This window comes from Bradyrhizobium sp. 1(2017), assembly GCF_011602485.2.
Classification (GTDB): Bacteria; Pseudomonadota; Alphaproteobacteria; order Rhizobiales; family Xanthobacteraceae; genus Bradyrhizobium.
Map to the genome: position 1 here is coordinate 5,653,547 of NZ_CP050022.2, position 16,617 is coordinate 5,670,163.

General features: G+C 65.6%; 13 protein-coding genes. 7 read left to right on the top strand and 6 right to left on the bottom strand.

What is annotated here, in order from left to right:
- Positions 1-22 precede the first annotated feature (22 nt).
- Together HAP40_RS26855 and HAP40_RS26860 are read left to right on the top strand one after the other, a co-directional pair.
- Positions 23-2,998: an FAD-binding and (Fe-S)-binding domain-containing protein gene (locus tag HAP40_RS26855; RefSeq protein ID WP_166814911.1), complete on the top strand. Its 2,976-nt coding sequence runs from the start codon at positions 23-25 to the stop codon at positions 2,996-2,998.
- Positions 2,991-3,419 (top strand): GlcG/HbpS family heme-binding protein, encoded by a 429-nt coding sequence (locus HAP40_RS26860; RefSeq protein WP_166814910.1) that lies wholly within the window; start codon positions 2,991-2,993, stop codon positions 3,417-3,419. The genes HAP40_RS26855 and HAP40_RS26860 overlap by 8 nt, the downstream gene beginning before the upstream one ends.
- 241 nt (positions 3,420-3,660) lie before the next feature.
- Here HAP40_RS26860 and HAP40_RS26865 read toward each other — a convergent pair whose 3' ends face one another.
- Positions 3,661-4,443, bottom strand: coding sequence for an enoyl-CoA hydratase/isomerase family protein (locus HAP40_RS26865; RefSeq protein ID WP_166814909.1), 783 nt, complete (start codon positions 4,441-4,443; stop codon positions 3,661-3,663).
- A 177-nt stretch (positions 4,444-4,620) separates the two neighbouring features.
- On the opposite strand from HAP40_RS26865, the gene HAP40_RS26870 reads away from it, so the two are divergent.
- Positions 4,621-6,006 carry a caspase family protein gene (locus HAP40_RS26870; protein ID WP_166814908.1) on the top strand — a complete coding sequence of 462 codons (1,386 nt, stop codon included), beginning with the start codon at positions 4,621-4,623 and terminating at the stop codon, positions 6,004-6,006.
- Here HAP40_RS26870 and HAP40_RS26875 read toward each other — a convergent pair.
- Positions 6,003-8,093: a molybdopterin oxidoreductase family protein gene (locus HAP40_RS26875; protein ID WP_166814907.1), complete on the bottom strand. Its 2,091-nt coding sequence runs from the start codon at positions 8,091-8,093 to the stop codon at positions 6,003-6,005. The genes HAP40_RS26870 and HAP40_RS26875 overlap by 4 nt on opposite strands.
- 230 nt (positions 8,094-8,323) lie before the next feature.
- On the opposite strand from HAP40_RS26875, the gene HAP40_RS26880 reads away from it, so the two are divergent.
- From HAP40_RS26880 to HAP40_RS26895, 4 genes are read left to right on the top strand one after another with little or no spacing between them, the layout of a single operon-like run.
- Positions 8,324-9,298: a Bug family tripartite tricarboxylate transporter substrate binding protein gene (locus HAP40_RS26880; protein WP_166814906.1), complete on the top strand. Its 975-nt coding sequence runs from the start codon at positions 8,324-8,326 to the stop codon at positions 9,296-9,298.
- Between the two features lie 15 nt (positions 9,299-9,313).
- A complete protein-coding gene (locus HAP40_RS26885; RefSeq protein ID WP_166814905.1) occupies positions 9,314-9,784 on the top strand; it encodes a (2Fe-2S)-binding protein in 471 nt (156 codons plus the stop codon).
- On the top strand, positions 9,781-11,910 hold the full coding sequence (locus HAP40_RS26890; RefSeq protein WP_166814904.1) for a xanthine dehydrogenase family protein molybdopterin-binding subunit: 2,130 nt from the start codon (positions 9,781-9,783) through the stop codon (positions 11,908-11,910). Before HAP40_RS26885 ends, HAP40_RS26890 begins: the two co-directional genes overlap by 4 nt.
- On the top strand, positions 11,907-12,605 hold the full coding sequence (locus HAP40_RS26895) for a molybdate ABC transporter substrate-binding protein (protein WP_166814903.1): 699 nt from the start codon (positions 11,907-11,909) through the stop codon (positions 12,603-12,605). Before HAP40_RS26890 ends, HAP40_RS26895 begins: the two co-directional genes overlap by 4 nt.
- Before the next feature lie 14 nt (positions 12,606-12,619).
- Here the strand turns inward: HAP40_RS26895 and HAP40_RS26900 are convergent, their stop codons facing one another.
- From HAP40_RS26900 to HAP40_RS26915, 4 genes are all read right to left on the bottom strand, one after another.
- Positions 12,620-13,426, bottom strand: a complete 807-nt coding sequence (locus tag HAP40_RS26900; RefSeq protein ID WP_166814902.1) for an SDR family NAD(P)-dependent oxidoreductase — start codon at positions 13,424-13,426, stop codon at positions 12,620-12,622.
- A gap of 22 nt (positions 13,427-13,448) precedes the next feature.
- Positions 13,449-14,741 (bottom strand): TRAP transporter large permease, encoded by a 1,293-nt coding sequence (locus HAP40_RS26905; protein ID WP_166814901.1) that lies wholly within the window; start codon positions 14,739-14,741, stop codon positions 13,449-13,451.
- A complete protein-coding gene (locus tag HAP40_RS26910; RefSeq protein ID WP_166814900.1) occupies positions 14,732-15,283 on the bottom strand; it encodes a TRAP transporter small permease in 552 nt (183 codons plus the stop codon). Before HAP40_RS26910 ends, HAP40_RS26905 begins: the two co-directional genes overlap by 10 nt.
- 64 nt (positions 15,284-15,347) lie before the next feature.
- Positions 15,348-16,319, bottom strand: coding sequence for a TRAP transporter substrate-binding protein (locus HAP40_RS26915; RefSeq protein WP_166814899.1), 972 nt, complete (start codon positions 16,317-16,319; stop codon positions 15,348-15,350).
- Positions 16,320-16,617 lie beyond the last annotated feature (298 nt).

Below are 16,617 nucleotides of genomic sequence, written 5' to 3' on the forward strand. Positions count from 1 at the left end.
CTGGATCAGGCTGGAATCAGGGATGACAGACCCCTCCTCGCTCGAACGGCGCCTGCGCGCGGAAACGACCGGCGACGTCCTGTTCGACGGCTTCAGCCGCGGCCGCTATGCCACCGATGCCTCGTTCTACCAGATCGTTCCGGCGGGCGTGGTGGTGCCCAAGACCATGGATGAGGCGCTCCGGGCCCTGGCGATTGCCCGCGACGAGGGGCTGAAGGTCACCCCCCGTGGCGGCGGCACCTCGCAATGCGGCCAGACCGTCAATGACGGCCTCGTGGTCGATCTCTCCAAGCACCTCAACCGGATCCTGTCGCTCGACGTCGAGAACCGGACCTGTATGGTCGAGCCCGGCATCGTGCTCGACGACCTCAACCGCCAGCTCAGGAAACACGGCCTGTGGTTTCCGGTGGACGTCTCCACGGCCTCGCGCGCCACCATCGGCGGCATGGCCGGCAACAATTCCTGCGGCGGCCGCAGCTTGCGCTACGGCACCATGCGCGACAACACGCTGTCGCTGGAGGCCTCGCTTGCCGACGGTACGCTGAGCCGTTTTGGCGAGGTCTCGCGCGATCTTTCCGACCTCGATGCCGGCGACAGCATGCGCCCCCTGTTCCGCGACATGCTCGATCTCGGCGCCCGCGAGGCCGACGAGATCGCGGCGCGCTTTCCGAAAGTGCAGCGCCGCGTCGGCGGTTACAATCTCGATGCGCTGGTGCCGCGCAATGCGCCGAACAACATGGCGCATCTGCTGGTCGGCTCCGAGGGCACGCTGGCTTTCACCACCAAGGTCGAGCTGAAGCTGTGGCCTGTCATCCGGAACAAGGCGCTCGGCGTCTGCCACTTCGGCAGCTTCTACGAGGCGATGGACGCGGCCCAGCATCTGGTCAAGCTGAAGCCGATCGCAGTCGAGCTGGTCGACCGCACCATGATTGCGCTTGGCCGCGACATCGCGATGTTCAAACCGATCATCTCCGCCGCGATCAAGGGCGATCCCGACGCTGTGCTGGTGGTCGAGTTCGCGGAAGAAGACCAGGCGGATAACCTCGTACGTCTGAAGCAGCTCGGCGAGCTGATGGGCGATCTCGGTTTCGGCTGGAACAACGACACGCGCAAATGGGGCGGCGTGGTGGAGATTACCGAGCCGGCGCTGCAGAGCGGCATCGCCGATTTTCGTGCCGCCGGCCTCAACGTCATGATGTCGATGAAGCAGGAGGGCAAGCCGGTCTCCTTCGTCGAGGACTGCGCCGTGCCGCTGCCGCACCTCGCCGACTACACCGCGCGGCTGAACGAGGTGTTTGCCAAACACGGCACCAGCGGCACGATGTATGCACACGCCTCCGAGGGCTGCCTGCACGTGCGCCCCGTGCTGAATTTGAAGCTGGAGAAGGACGTCAAGGCGATGCGTGCCATCGCCGAAGAGGCGTTTGCGCTGGTGCGCGAATACAAGGGCTCGCATTCCGGCGAGCACGGCGACGGCCTGGTGCGTTCGGAGTTCCACGAGACGATGTTCGGCGAGCGTCTCGTCGCCGATTTCAGGGAAGTGAAGCAGCGCTTCGATCCCGAGGGCGTGCTCAATCCCGGCAAGATCGTCGATGCGCCCCGGATGGACGACCGCTCGCTGTTCCGCTTCAAGCCCGACTATCGCGTCGGCGAGCTGAAGACCAAGCTCGACTGGTCCGCCTATCCCGGCGCCGGCGGCGGCTTCCAGGGCGCGGTCGAGATGTGCAACAACAACGGCGCCTGCCGCAAGCTCGAAGGCGGGGTGATGTGCCCGTCCTACCGCGCGACACGCAACGAGAAGGACGTCACGCGAGGGCGCGCGAACACTTTGCGGCTCGCGATTTCCGGCCAGCTCGGCCCCGCAGCGCTCTCCTCCGACGAGATGATGGAAACGCTGAAGCTCTGCGTTTCGTGCAAGGCCTGCCGTCATGAGTGCCCGACCGGCGTCGACATGGCCAAGATGAAGATCGAGGTGCTCGCCGCGCGCGTCGGCTCTCACGGCCTGACGCTGCGCGACCGGCTGGTCGGCTATCTCCCGCGCTATGCCGGCCTCGCTTCGCGCCTCGCGCCGCTGGTGAATTTGCGCAACCATAGCCCGCTGCTGCGAAGGCTGGTGGAGCGCTTTGCCGGCATCAGCGCACGCCGGGCGCTGCCCGCCTTCCGCAGCGACGTGTTCGCGCCGCCGGCTGACAGCATCGGCCCCGAGACGGGACGCGAGGTCGTTCTTTTCGCGGATACGTTCAACCGGATCTATGAGCGCGAGAATCTCGACGCCGCGCTGCACGTCCTCGCGGCCGGTGGCTATCGCGTGCATCTGCCCAAGGCCGCAAGCGGCAGCCGCCCGCTCTGCTGCGGCCGGACCTTCCTGTCGGCTGGTCTCGTCGATGAAGCGAGGTCCGAGCTCGATCGTCTCGTGACCGCCTTCGCGCCCTTTGCCGCGCGCGGCGTGCCGATCGTGGGCCTTGAGCCGAGCTGCCTGCTGACGCTGCGCGACGAGCTTTCTTCGCTGCGCAAGGACAATGACGCCAAGGCGGTCGGGGCCCACGCGCTGACGTTCGAAGAGTTCCTGGTGCGGGAGGCCGAGGCGGGCCGGCTGCAACTACCGCTCGGCAACGTCGCCAGCAAAGCCATTGTGCACGGCCATTGCCACCAGAAATCGTTTGGTGCGTTCAAGCCGGTCCAACAGGTGCTGCGTCTCGTCCCCGGCCTTGAGGTCGAGACCATCGAGTCCAGCTGCTGCGGCATGGCCGGCGCCTTCGGCTATGGCGCCGACACTTACGATGCCTCGATCGAGATGGCCGAGCTGTCGCTGTTGCCGGCCGTGCGGCGCGCGGAGCAGACCACGCTTGTCGTCGCCGACGGCACCTCCTGCCGACACCAGATCCACGATGGCGCCCAGCGCGAGGCGCTTCACGTCGCGCGCGTGCTGGCGATGAGCCTCGATCGCGCCAAGACCAATTCCACGTCCCTCGCTGAAAAGGAAACCAGCCATGGCTGAACTCACCCTCGACGTCGCCCGCAAGATCCTCGACGCCGCCTTCGCAAAATCCACCGAACTGAAGCTGAAGCCGCTGGTCGTCACCATCCTCGACGCGCGCGGCGTGCTCAAGATCGCCGCCGCGCAGGACGGCACCAGCCTGATGCGCGCCGAGATCGCGCACGGCAAGGCCTATGGCGCGCTCGCCATGGGCATGGGCTCGCGCGCCCTGTTCCAGCGCGCGCAGGAGCAGGCCTATTTCATCGATGCCGTGAACACGATTGCCAAGGGCGCGCTGGTGCCGGTGCCCGGCGGCGTGCTGATCATGGACGGCCCGACCTTGCTCGGCGCCGTCGGCGTCTCCGGGGACACCTCCGACAATGACGAGGCTTGCGCGGTCGCGGGTATCCAGGCCGCGGGTCTGAAGGCCAACGCGGGGTGAAATGCTGTCGAGGGTTCTGGACTGCTCGCTATGCTCGCAGCAATGACCTTCGTGTAGTATTGACGCTGCTCTCTCGCCTAGGTCGTCCCGGCGAAGGCCGGGACCCATAACCACAGGCGAGAATTTGGCGAATACTTTTCGTGATGCGGCATTCCCGCGGTACTGAGGCCGCCCATACAGTTGGATCACGCGGTATGGGTCCCGGCCTTCGCCGGGACGACGCTGACCGAGAGCTCCGCCCTCACCTTCCCGTCCAGACTGGCTTCCTCTTCTCGCTGAACGCCTTCAGCCCTTCCTTGGCGTCCTCGGTCATCGCGAGCAGCGCGATCTGGCTTTCGGTGTAGGCGATGCTCTCGTCGAACGACATCGAGGCGATCGCGCGCATGGCGTATTTGCCGCGGCGGATCGCGGTCGGCGATTTATCGACGATGCGGCCGATCAGCCAGTCGACCTTGGCATCGAGCTCGGCCGTGGGCACGACGTAGTTCAGAAGACCCGCGGCCTGCGCGGCCCTGGCGTCGAACGGCTCGCCCGTGAGCGCCCATTCGTTGACCAGCCGCGGCGGCGCGATGCGCTGGAGCAGGCTCAGCACCTGCATCGGGAACACCCCGACCTTCACCTCCGGCAGGCCGAAGACGACATGGTCGGCCGCAACCGCCATGTCGGTCATGCACAGAAGGCCCATGCCGCCGGCCATGCAGACGCCGCCGACCCGCGCAATCGCCGGTTTGGTGGCGTTCTGTGACAAACGTAACAGATCGGCATAGTCGACATTTGGTTTGGAATGATCCATCGCGAAAGCCGCGCCGGAATTCTGCAGATCGGCGCCCGCGCAGAACGCCTTGTCGCCCGCGCCCGTCAGCACGATGACGCGGACGTCCTTGTCGTCATGCGCGTCGCGATAGCCTTTGGTGATGCCGGCGATCACGTCGCCGTTCAACGCGTTGCGTTTCTCCGGCCGGTTGATGGTGATCCAGAATGCCTGCCCGCGCTTCTCGGTGATGACGCCTGTGGTGTTGGTCATGACACGCTCGCTTCCTTGCTCCCGTTTGCAGCCATTTGCGGCAGGTCGGGCAGCGCGCGCAAGGGCAATCTGCACGCGCCGTCACCATAGCGTGTGCGCGCAACTTCGCTTGTCGATTGAATTGCGGGTCGCGGCCGCTATCCTGACTGGAGATTTTGATCACCGATGAGCCATTTCATGCGCGCCGCATTCATGTTGTTGCTGGCAGGCCTGGTCGTGTTGAGCGGCGGCACCGCGGGCCGTGCAGCCGATGCCGCGAAGATCGCGCTCGTGATCGGCAATGCCAGATATCCGGACAATGAGTTCGTGCTCAGCGACGTCGCCAACGATGCACAGGATGTCGCCGAGGAATTGAAGCGCGCCGGTTTCGTCGTCGACAGCCAGAGCAACGTCACGGGCGATGCCATGCGACGAGCGCTGGATTGCTTTTATGCCCGCATCGAACGCGGCGCGGTGGCGCTGATCTTCTTCGACGGTTTCGGCATCCAGTCCAACCGGCAGACCTACCTGTTGCCGGTCGACGCGCAGGTCTGGACCGAGCCCGATGTCTCGCGTGACGGCTTCAGCCTCGACACCATCCTCGCCGAGATGAACACGCGCGGCGCCGCGATCAAGATCGCGCTGATCGACGCCTCCCGCCGCAACCCGTTCGAGCGGCGCTTCCGCCGCTATTCGGCGGGTCTTGCGCCGGCGATCGTGCCGAACAATTCGCTGGTGCTCTACTCCGCCGCGCTCGGCGCGGTCACGGCTAGCGGCAAGACCGATCGCAGCCTGTTCGTCGCCGAGCTGCTGCGCGAGATGCGCGCGCCGAACATCAGCGCCGAGCAGGCCCTCACCAACACCAAGAACGGCGTGGTTGCCGCCACCAAACGCGAGCAGGTGCCCTGGCTGTCGTCCTCGCTGACGACGGAATTTTCGTTCGCCAGCCCCGTGACGCGACCGCCGGGTGACAAGGCCGCCGATCCGTTGCCAACCAAGCCCGAACCTCAGGTGCAGGAGCCGCAGAAGCAGGTCTGCGAGGCACCGCAAGCAGAGCCCGCTCCGATCGCGGACGAGCTTGCGAGAGACCCTGTCGTCGCCGATCTCAGCCGCAAGGTTGCGGCCAACACCAACGACGTCGCCTCGCGCTACAAGCGCGGCCAAGTCTACGCGATCAAGCGCGCCTACGCGCTCGCCATGCTGGATTTCGACGCCGTGATCCGGCGCGCGCCCAGGGATGCCGAAGCGCTGAACAACCGCTGCTGGACCCGGGCTGCGACCGGCGACCTGCAAGGCGCGCTCGCCGACTGTAATCTCGCGCTCCAGATCAACCCGGGACTGAGCGATGCACTCGACAGCCGCGGGCTCGTCAACCTCAGGCTCGGACGCACCGCCGAGGCGATCAAGGACTACACCGACGCGATCCAGCGCAACCCGCGCTCCTCATCCTCGCTGTTCGGCCGCGGCATCGCAACCCGCAAGAGCGGCGGCGACGGCGCCACCGACATCGCGCTGGCGAAGTCGATGAACCCTGATATCGCCAAGGAGTTCGCAGGGTACGGCGTGACGGAGTGCGTGCCCTAGGCTGAGGCCGCCTTCCTGATCCAAACCTTGTTGTCGTGGAACGCGGCGCCGCCGATCGGTGCGATGGTGTCTGCGCCCGTCAGCATGTTGATGCCGCGGCCGCCCACATGATTCTTGTTCGGGTGAACGGATTCGGCGATCAGCACGCCGCGCCGCACGCCCTCGAACAGCGCAGCGATCAGCGTGGTCTCGCCACGTGTGTTGCCGAGCGTCACCGCATCGCCGTCGGCGATGCCCAGCGCGGCCGCATCCAGGGGATGGATCATCACGCAGGCCCTCCCCTCGCGCGCCTGCGAGGACGGCGTCTCGTTGAACGTGGTGTTGAGGAAGCTGCGCGAGGGACTGGTCGCGAGCCGGAACGGGTGAACCTGATCGGTGTGCTCGATCACCGCCCAATGATCCGGCAGCGCCGGCATCTTGTCGAAATCGCCCATGGTCTGGCCGAACGGCGGATGCGCCCAGTCGGCCTTGAAGTGGAATTTCTTGTCGGCATGGGCAAAGCCGTCGAGATAATGCGAGGTGCGGAAATCCGGCTGCAGGTCGCGCCAGATATCGGCTTCGAGGCCGGCAATGTCACCGTGATCGCTCAGCTTGAGCGTCGCGTCGATCAATTCGCGCGGCGTCAGCTCGAAACCCGGATGCTTCGCGCCCAGCCGCGGCGCCAGCGCCTGCAGCACCTCGTGGTTGGAGCGGCATTCGCCAGGCGGGTCGATCAGCTTCGGCCCCACCGAGATGTGCTGATGGCCGCCGCCGTAATAGAGGTCGTCATGCTCCATGAACATGGTCGCCGGCAGCACGATGTCCGCCATCTCGGCGGTCTCGGTCATGAACTGCTCGTGCACCACGACGAACAGATCCTCGCGGGCAAAGCCCTGTCGCACCAGCGCCTGCTCCGGAGCCACCGTCATTGGGTTGGTGTTCTGGATCAGCATCGCCTTGACCGGACCCTTGCCGTGCAGGGCCTCGGCGTCGCCGGTGAGGATGCGGCCGATCTGCGACTGGTCGAGCGCGCGCGTGGTCTTGTCGATCGCGTCGTGGCCTTCGATGATGGATTCGTTGAAGTGCCACAGCGCGTAATTGTTGAAGAACGCGCCGCCGCCTTCATATTGCCAGGCGCCCGTCACCGCTGGAATGCACAGCGCGGCGTGCATCTGCGTCGCGCCGTTGCGCGAGCGGGTGAAACCGTAGCCGAGCCGGAAGAAGGTCCGCTTGGTCTCGCCAACCGCCTTGGCAAAGGCTTCAATCTCCGCCACCGGCACGCCTGAGATGGCGGACGCCCATTCCGGTGTGCGCGTCTTCAGATGCGCCTCGAGCTCGGCGGGGCAGTCGGTGTACTTGTCCATATAGGCGCGATCGGCATAGCCGTCGCGGAACAGGACATGCATCACGCCGCAGGCAAACGCGCCGTCGGTGCCGGGTCGCAGGATGATCCTGATGTCGGCCTGCTTCATGGTGTCGTTGTCGTAGATGTCCACCGCGGCGATCTTCGCACCACGCTCCTTGCGCGCGCGGGCGGCGTGCGTCATCACGTTGACCTGGGTGTTGACGGGATTGGTGCCCCAGATCACCACGAGGTCGGATAGCGCCATCTCGCGCGGATCGACGCCCGCGATCCTGCCGGTGCCGATCGCAAAGCCGATGCGCGCGACATTGGCGCAGATGGTCTGATAGAAGCGCGAATATTTTTTCACATGGGTGAGACGGTTGAGGCCGTCGCGCATCACGAGGCCCATGGTGCCGGCGTAGTAATAGGGCCAGATCGATTCCGCACCGAACTCGCGCTCGGCCTGGTTGAAACGATCCGCGATCTCGTCCAGCGCCTCGTCCCAGGAGATCCGCGCGAATTGCCCGGAGCCCTTCGCACCGATGCGGCGCATTGGAAACGTCACCCGCTCGGGGTGGTGGATGCGCTCGGCGTAGCGGGCGACCTTGGCGCAAACGACGCCAGCCGTGTAGGTCTGCTTTTTCGAACCGCGGACGCGGCCGATGCTGCGGCCTTCGACCACCTCGACATCGAGGGCGCAGGCCGAGGGGCAGTCATGCGGACAGGTCGAATGGCGGATTTCGATCTTGGCGTGCTGGTTCATGGCAAATTCGTAACACCAAACCACCTGCCAGCCGAGGGCATTTATCCGGCAATGCCCATGCGATTTGCTCAGATCGCGTGCGCTGCCGGTTCCTGCCGCGACTGCGAAGAGCGCGCGGTCGCACCGAAACCCTCCCGATATTCCCGAAATGATCGGCCAGTCAGCCGTCGACAGCCCGCATTTCCTGCCGTTACAGTGCGGCCAACAAAAACGACATCGGGGAGGTGGGCATGAAGGCCCGACAATTGATGCTGGTGGTCGCGGTCGGCTCGATCGGCGCCCTCTCCGCAGCCCCCTCATCGGCGCAGGATTATCCCAACCGCGCGGTCCGGATCGTGGTGCCGTTTGGGGCCGGCGGACCGGCCGACGTCGCGGCACGGCTGATCGGCAACGTCCTCCAGGAGAGCTTCGGCCAGCCCTTCGTGATCGAGAACCGCACCGGCGCAGGCGGCGTCATCGGCACGATCGAAGCGGCCAAGGCGCCCGCCGACGGCTATACGCTGCTCATGATGTCCAACACCCAGACCGCGAATGAATCGCTGCTGACGGCGGACAAGCGCAAGTACGAGCTGATGCGCGACCTCGCGCCGATCGCGCCGGTGAACTATTCCGATCTCGTCATCGTGGTGAACCCGCAGGTTCCGGCGAAGACGCTGCAGGAGTTCGTTGCACTGGCCAAGGCGCAGCCGGGTAAGCTGAATTACGCTTCCTCGGGCCAGGGCACGCCCTATCACATGGCCGGCGAGCTGTTCAAAGCCATGGCCGGCATCGACGTGGTGCACGTGCCCTATCGCAACAGCGGCGAGGCGCGCAGCGGCGTCATCGGCGGACAGGTGCAGATGATGATCGACGCAGTGCCGGCAATGGCCCCGAACATCGGCGAGAACCAGGTCCGCGCGCTCGCAACCACCGGCAAGCAGCGCTCAGCGGTGCTGCCGAACGTGCCGACCGCGATCGAGGCCGGGGTGCCCGGCTATGAGGCCACGATCTGGCTCGGCCTGATGGCGCCCGCTGGGACGCCGAAGCCCGTCATCGACAAGCTCAATGCGGCCGTCAACGCAATGGTGAAGCGACCCGACATCGTCAAGCTCTGGACCGAGCAGGGGGCCATCCCCATGTCGATGACACCGGAGGAATTCGAAAAATTCCTGCGCGGCGACATCGAGAAATGGGCCGACGTCGTCAAGAAGTTCGACAAGTCGTAAGGCTTTGGCACGAGAATGCCCACCATTCAATTCCAGCTCAACGGCGCGGCGACGGCCGTGGATACCGATCCCGACCGGACGCTGCTCGACCTGCTGCGCAGCCGGCTCGGCATCACCGGTGCGCATTTCGGCTGCGGCGCCGGTGAATGCGGTGCCTGTTACGTCATGGTCGACGGCCGCGCGATGGCGTCCTGCGACATGCCGATGTGGTCGGTCGCGGGCAAGGACGTCGTCACGGTGGAAGGTCTCGGAACGATGGAACAACCGCATGCGCTGCAGCGCGCCTTCATCTCCGAACAGGCGATGCAATGCGGCTACTGCGTCCCGGGAATTCTGGTCAGTGCGGCGGCGCTGCTGAAGCGCAACAAGTCGCCGACGGAGGCGGAGGTCAGAGCCGCACTGGACCGCAACCTGTGCCGCTGCGGATCGCACAACCGCATGGTCCGCGCGGTGATGCGGGCCGCATCGGAGATGGCGACGTCATGAGTGTGCCGTCCCCTGCCCAAAAGCTGCCCGTCAGCCTCGCAGCCAATCCAAGACTGTCGTCCTGGGTAAGGTTCACCGGCGAAGGCCGGGTGGCGATCTCGCCCGGCAAGGTCGAAATCGGACAGGGCATCGTCACGGCGCTCGCCCAGATCGCCGCAGACGAGCTCGACATCGATATCGCCCGCGTCGAGATGATCCGCGCCTCGACGGCGGCCAGCCCGAACGAAGGCGTCACCTCCGGCAGCCTGTCGATCCAGCAATCCGGCCGCGCGCTGCGCCACGCCTGTGCCGAAGTGCGCCAGCGCTTCCTCACTGCTGCATCGGAACGGCTGGGCGTCGATGCAATGCTGCTCGATGTCGACGACGGCACGATCTCCGGTCCGGGCAATGTCAGGACCAGCTATTGGGAGCTGGCTGACGAGGTCTCTCTCGACCAAGACGCCACCGCGGGTGCGGCAGCGAAGAGCGCTGCGACGCGCGCTCTCGCGGGACATTCGGTCCAGAGGATCGACATTCCCGACAAGGTGTTTGCGCGGCCGCGCTTCATCCACGATCGCACGCTGCCGGGCCTGGTGCACGGACGCGTGCTGCGGCCCGATGTCTCGGGTGCCAAATTGACCAAGCTCGATGAGGAGGCAGCGCGCAGCGTTCCCGGCCTCGTCGCCATCGTTTGCGACGGCGGCTTTGCCGGCGTCGTTGCCGACAGTGAGACAGCGGCGGAAGCCGCTCTCAAGATCTTGCGCAAGGGCGCGACGTGGTCGGCCGGCGCGGCACTGCCCGACGAAGACGATCTCGCAGGCTTCCTGCGGAGCCAGCCGGTCGAGACCGATATCATCGACACCAGGACGGCGGCGACGCCCGGGCCGGCCCAAACCCTGCGCCGGCAATACACCCGCCCCTACATCGCACACGGCTCGATCGCACCATCCTGCGCCATGGCGCAATGGGATGGCGATCGCGTCCATGTCTGGACCCACAGCCAGGGCGTCTATCTGCTGCGCGCCGATCTCGCGATCGTGCTCAAGTTGCCGGCTGACAACATCGTCGTCGAGCATATGGAGGGCGCGGGCTGCTACGGACACAACGCGGCCGATGACGTCGCACTCGATGCGGTGCTGCTGGCGAAGGCGGCCGGCGGCCGTCCGGTGCGGGTGCAGTGGTCGCGCCACGACGAAATGTCCCATGCGCCGTTCGGTGCGGCCATGGCCATCGAGATCGAGGCCGATCTCGATGCGGACAACGAGATCGTCGGCTGGCGGCACGCGATCTGGAGCAACGGCCATGCGGCACGGCCGGGACGCGCGGCCCAGCCGGCGCTGCTTGCGGCGACCGAGATTGCAAATCCCTACCCGCGCATGATCTCGACGAATCCACCGGCTGCGAATGGCGGCGGCGGCGACCGGAACTCCGTGCCGCTTTACGATCTTCCAGCCTGGACGATCACGAGCCACCGGCTGCTGACGATGCCGGTGCGCACCTCGGCGCTGCGGACGCTCGGCGCGCAAGGCAATGTGTTCGCGATCGAATCCCTGCTCGACGAGATCGCCGCGCTGCGCGGCGAGGACCCGATCGCGTTCCGCCTGCGGCATCTGCGCGACGAACGCGCCAAGGACGTCATCCGCGCCGCAGCGCGACGCGCCGAGTGGAAACCGCAGAAGCAGTCCGGCACCGGCCATGGCGTCGGCTTTGCCCGCTACAAGAACATGGGGGCCTATTGCGCGGCGATTGCCGAGATCGAAGGCACTGACGACATCCGCGTGAAGCGGCTGACGCTTGCGGTCGACGTTGGCGAGGCCATCAATCCGGACGGCGTCATCAACCAGATCGAGGGCGGCGCGATCCAGGCGACGAGCTGGGTGCTGAAGGAGCGCGTTCGCTTCGACCGCACGCGGATCATTTCGACGTCCTGGACAGACTATCCGATCCTGACCTTCAGCGAGGTGCCGGACATCGATGTCGAGATCATCCAGCGGCCGGAGATCGAGCCCGTCGGTGCCGGCGAGGCTGCGCACGGCCCGGTGACGGCGGCGATCGCCAACGCTGTGTTCGATTGCCTCGGCGTGCGCGTGCGCGACCTGCCGATCACGCGCGACAGGATCATTGCAGCGGCGGAGTTGGCATCGTGACGACAGTGAACATCCTGAGCGGCGGCGCCGCGCAAGGCCTGGTGCGCGGCCTCACCGAGGTCTTCAAGGCGCAGGCTGGCTTCGGCATCGACGGCGAGTTCGGCGCGGTCGGTATCATGGCCGACAGACTGCGCGCGGGAACGCAGGCGGATCTCCTGATCCTGACGCAGGCGCTTCTTGCCAAGCTCGCCGGGGAGAAGCTCGTCACCCCCTCCTCGCTCGCCGATGTCGGCCGGGTCGAGACTGCGCTGGCGGTCCGCAGCCGCGATCCCAGGGTGACGGTGAAGACCGAAGCCGATCTGCGCGAGGTCCTTCGCAGTGCCGACGCCATCTACGTTCCGGACACGAAGGCATCCACGGCGGGGCAGCACATCGCAAAAGTGCTGGACCAGCTCGGCATCGCCTTTGAGGTCGCCTCGCGCCTCAAGATATTTCCGAACGGCGCAACCGCGATGCGGGAGCTTGCGGCGTCCACCGCGCAACGGCCAATCGGTTGCACGCAGGCAACCGAGATCATCGCGACCGACGGCATCGCGCTGTCGGGGTCGCTGCCGCCCGGCTGCGAGCTCGTGACGATGTACACGGCCGGTGTGACCACGCGAGCCGCCCATCCAAAGGAGGCGGCCGCACTGATCGCGCTATTGACCGGCGCAGATAACAGGGAGCTGCGCCAGCGCGCCGGCTTTATCGGATAAGGGCCGATGCTGCCCTATTTGTGCAGCTGGGTGAGGCCGGTCGGCGGGCCATCGACTGCGGTCCAGCCGCCATCGACGAACATCGTGCTGCCGCTGACATAGCTCGCGGCATCCGAGGCGAGATAGGCCACGGCGGTGGCGACCTCGTCGGCGCTGCTCCAGCGGTTGAACACGGTGTGGCCGGCGTAGAGATTGTAGATGTCGGGCCGCTGCTTGAACGGGCCGGTCAGCGCGGTCTCGGCGATGCTCGGCGCGATCGCATTCACGCGCACGCCGGCGTGGCCGACCTCGGAGGCAAAGCCCTTCACCAGGAGGCCGATCGCCGCCTTGGTCGAGCCGTACACGCCGAGGCCGGGCTCGATGGTGACCGCGCGCACCGAGGAGCAGGCGATGATGCTGCCGCCCTTCTGCTCGACCATGATGCGGCCAAAGGCCTGGAAGAACCAGACCGTGCCCTTGACATTGAGGTTGAGGACGCGATCGAGATCCTCTTCGGTATAATCGAGGATGGTCTTGCGGATGTTGAGCCCGGGCGTCGTCACAGCGATGTCGAGCCGCGAAAACTTCTGCATCGCGGTCTTGGCGAGCGCGTTGACGTCCGCAGCGCTTGCGGCGTCGCACGCGGCTGCCTCAGCCCAGCCACCCTTGTCGCGAATGCCGGCGGCAGTCGCCTCCGCGGCGTCGAGCGCGCGATCGGCGCAGACGATTCGGGCGCCAAGTCCGGCCAAGGCCTCGGCCGACGACTTGCCGATGCCGGATGCGGCGCCGAGGACGACGGCGGTCTTGCCGGTGAGATCGAAGAGCTTGCGATAGTCCGTCACTGATACTGTCTCCCTGGTGCTGCTAGCCCTTGTAGCCCATCAGCAGGCGGGGCAGCCACAGCGAGAATGCAGGGACGTAGGTCACGAACATCAGTGCTGCGATCAGTGCGGCATAGAACGGCAGGATGGTGCGCATCACCGCGCCGACCGAGATGCCGCCGATGGCGCAGCCTACGAACTGCGTCGTTCCGACCGGCGGGGTGTTGAGCCCGAGGGCGCAATTGATCAGCATCAGCATGCCGAACTGCACCGGATCCATCCCCGCCTTCATCGCGATCGGCAGGAAGATCGGGGTGCAAATCAGGATCGTCGCGGCCATGTCCATGAACGTGCCGAGCACGAACAGGATGATGTTGATGAGCAGGAAGATCATCCAGGGCTGCGTCGAGACCTTGCTCATCATTTCGCCGGCGAGGTCGGCCACCTCGTAGAGTCCCATCAGATACTGGAACATGGTGGAGACGCCGATCAGCAGCAGCACGACGCCCGTCGTCTTCACCGCCTTGGCGGCCGCGCGCAGGAAGTTGCGCCAGGTCATGGTGCGGTAGATGAAGAAGGTCAGCAGGATCGTGTAGGTGACCGCGACCGCAGCGGATTCGGTGGCCGTGAAGACGCCGGAGAGGATGCCGGTCAGGATGATACCGACGATCAGAAGGCCCGGCAGCGCGGCCGCGAGCGAGCGGAACACCTCCGCCCAGCCCGGGAACTTGCCGGCCGGATAGCCGCGCTTGACCGCGACCGCGTAAGCGGCGACCAGCATGCAGACCATCAGCACCATCGCCGGCAGGAGGCCGGCGGCGATCAGCGCGCCGATCGAGACCTTGCCGCCGGCAGCCAGAGCATAGATGATCATGTTGTGGCTGGTCGGCATCAAGGCTCCGACCAGCGAGGCATGGGTGGTGACGTTGACGGCGTAGTCGGTGTCGAAACCCTCTTTCTTCATCATCGGGATCATCACCGCGCCCATCGCCGACACGTCGGCCACGGGCGAGCCGGAGACGCCGCCGAACAGCGTGCAGGCGACCACGTTCGACATGCCGAGCCCGCCGCGGATGTGTCCGACGAGATTCTTGGCGAGCTGCACGATCTTGTCGGCGACACCGCCATGCAGCATCAGCTCACCGCTGAACACGAAGAACGGAATGGCGAGGAACGAGAAGATGTTCATCCCCGACATCATCTGCTGGAAGATGACCGCGACCGGCAGGCCTTCGTAGAAGATCGTGCAGATCGCCGAGAGGCCGATCGCGAAGGCGACCGGAACGCCGAGGATCAGGAAGCCGAAGAAGGTGGCGCCGAGGATGATCAGTTCCATGAGGGGACGACCTCTTCGCCGCGCAGGAGAGCAATGATGTGCTCGATGGAGAACGAGACGATCAGGAGACCGGAGGCGATCAACGGCACGTAGCGGATCACCTCGGGCAGGCCGAGATTGGGGATCTTCACGGTGCCGACCGATGCCCCGAGGATCCAGCCGTTATAGGCCATCGCAATGCCGAACACCGCCACCAGGACGTGGATCACGAGCTCGATCTTCTCCCGCATGTGATCCGGCAGCATCACCAGCAGGCTGTCCATCCCGATGTGCCCGGCATCGCGCACGCCGACGGCGGCGCCGATCAGCGTGACGTACAGGATGAGGACCAGCGCGAGGTTTTCCGTCCAGGTCGGGCTGGAGTTGAGCACGTAACGTCCGAACACCTGATAGAACACGATGATGACGATAACGAGCAGGCCGGTCACGGACAGATACATGCCCGCGCGCGCAACGGGCGCATTGATCCGCGACAGCAAGCCAGTTGAGGGCCGGCCGGTGACCGCGTCGTGCTCGTGATCTGCGACGTGTGGGTCTGTCATCCCGCCCCTCCCCGCCAGGGTCCGGTGCCGCGGGTCGGCGACTCCGGACCCGATGCCGTTGTACCTACTTCGTGTCCTGGATGCGCTTGACGAGGCTCTGGAGCTTCTCGTCGCCGGCGAACTTCTGGTACACCGGCTTCATCGCATCGACGAACTCCGCCTTGTTGGCGATCGTGACGACCTGAACGCCGGCCGCCTCGACGGTCTTGCGGGAGGCCTGTTCGCGCTCGTCCCAGAGCTTGCGCATGAAGGGCACCGATTCCTTGGCCGCCTTGCGGACCATCGCCTGGTCCTCCTTGCTCAGCGTGTCCCAGACCTTCTTCGACATCACGAGAACTTCGGGCGCCAGCGAGTGCTCGGTGATGTTGTAGAACTTGGCGGCCTCGAAGTGACGCGAGGACTCGTAGGAAGGCCAGTTGTTCTCGGCAGCGTCCACGAGGCCGGTCTTGAGCGCGGTATAGACCTCGCCATACGGCATCGGCGTCGGGTTGGCCCCGAGACTCTGGATCATGCCGACCCACAAATCGGATTGCTGAACGCGGATCTTGAGACCCTTGAGGTCGGCGAGCGACTTGACGGGCGCCTTGACGGTGTAGATGGACCGGGCGCCGCTGTCGTAATAGGCGAGGCCGACCAGGCCCGCAGGCTCCATTGCCGCCAGGATCTCATCGCCGATCGGCCCGTCGAGAACGGTGCGCATGTGCTGCGTGTCCCGGAAGACGAAAGGCAGGCACAGCGCGATGGTCTCAGGCACGAAGTTGTTGAGCGGCGATGCGTTGATCCGCATCATGTCGAGCGCGCCGATCTTGAGCTGCTCGATGGTGTCCTTCTCGGAGCCCAGGGCGCCGTTCGGAAACACCTTTACGCCGAACTTGCCGCCGCTCGCCGCCGCGAGCTGCTTGCCCATGAACTTGACGGCCTCGACGGTCGGGTAGTCGGCGGGATGGATGTCGGCGGAGCGGAAGTCGCGCGCAGTCGCCAGGGGCACTGAGACCGCCAGTGCAACGGCTGTGATGATACCGGTGAGCGTCTTCATCTGGGCTTTCCTCCTGGTTGATTGCATTGATTATCGTTGTCGGGCCGGCTGCGGGCCGCCTTGGGTCGCTCCACTTCAGGTGGGAAGTCAAGCGCCAAGTCGTCCCTAGGGCGGGCGGCATTCTCTGTCCAAGCCAAATCCAGCATCGATCAATGCAAGAGTTGCATCGATCAATTTCCCGCGCAATTCGCAGTATGGCAGGTCGGCAGGACGACTGAGGTCGCCGCCACGTTACTTGACGCCCGCAATGCAGGCCCCTCAAGATATTCGAAACAGCGGACCATTGCTGAAGGAATGC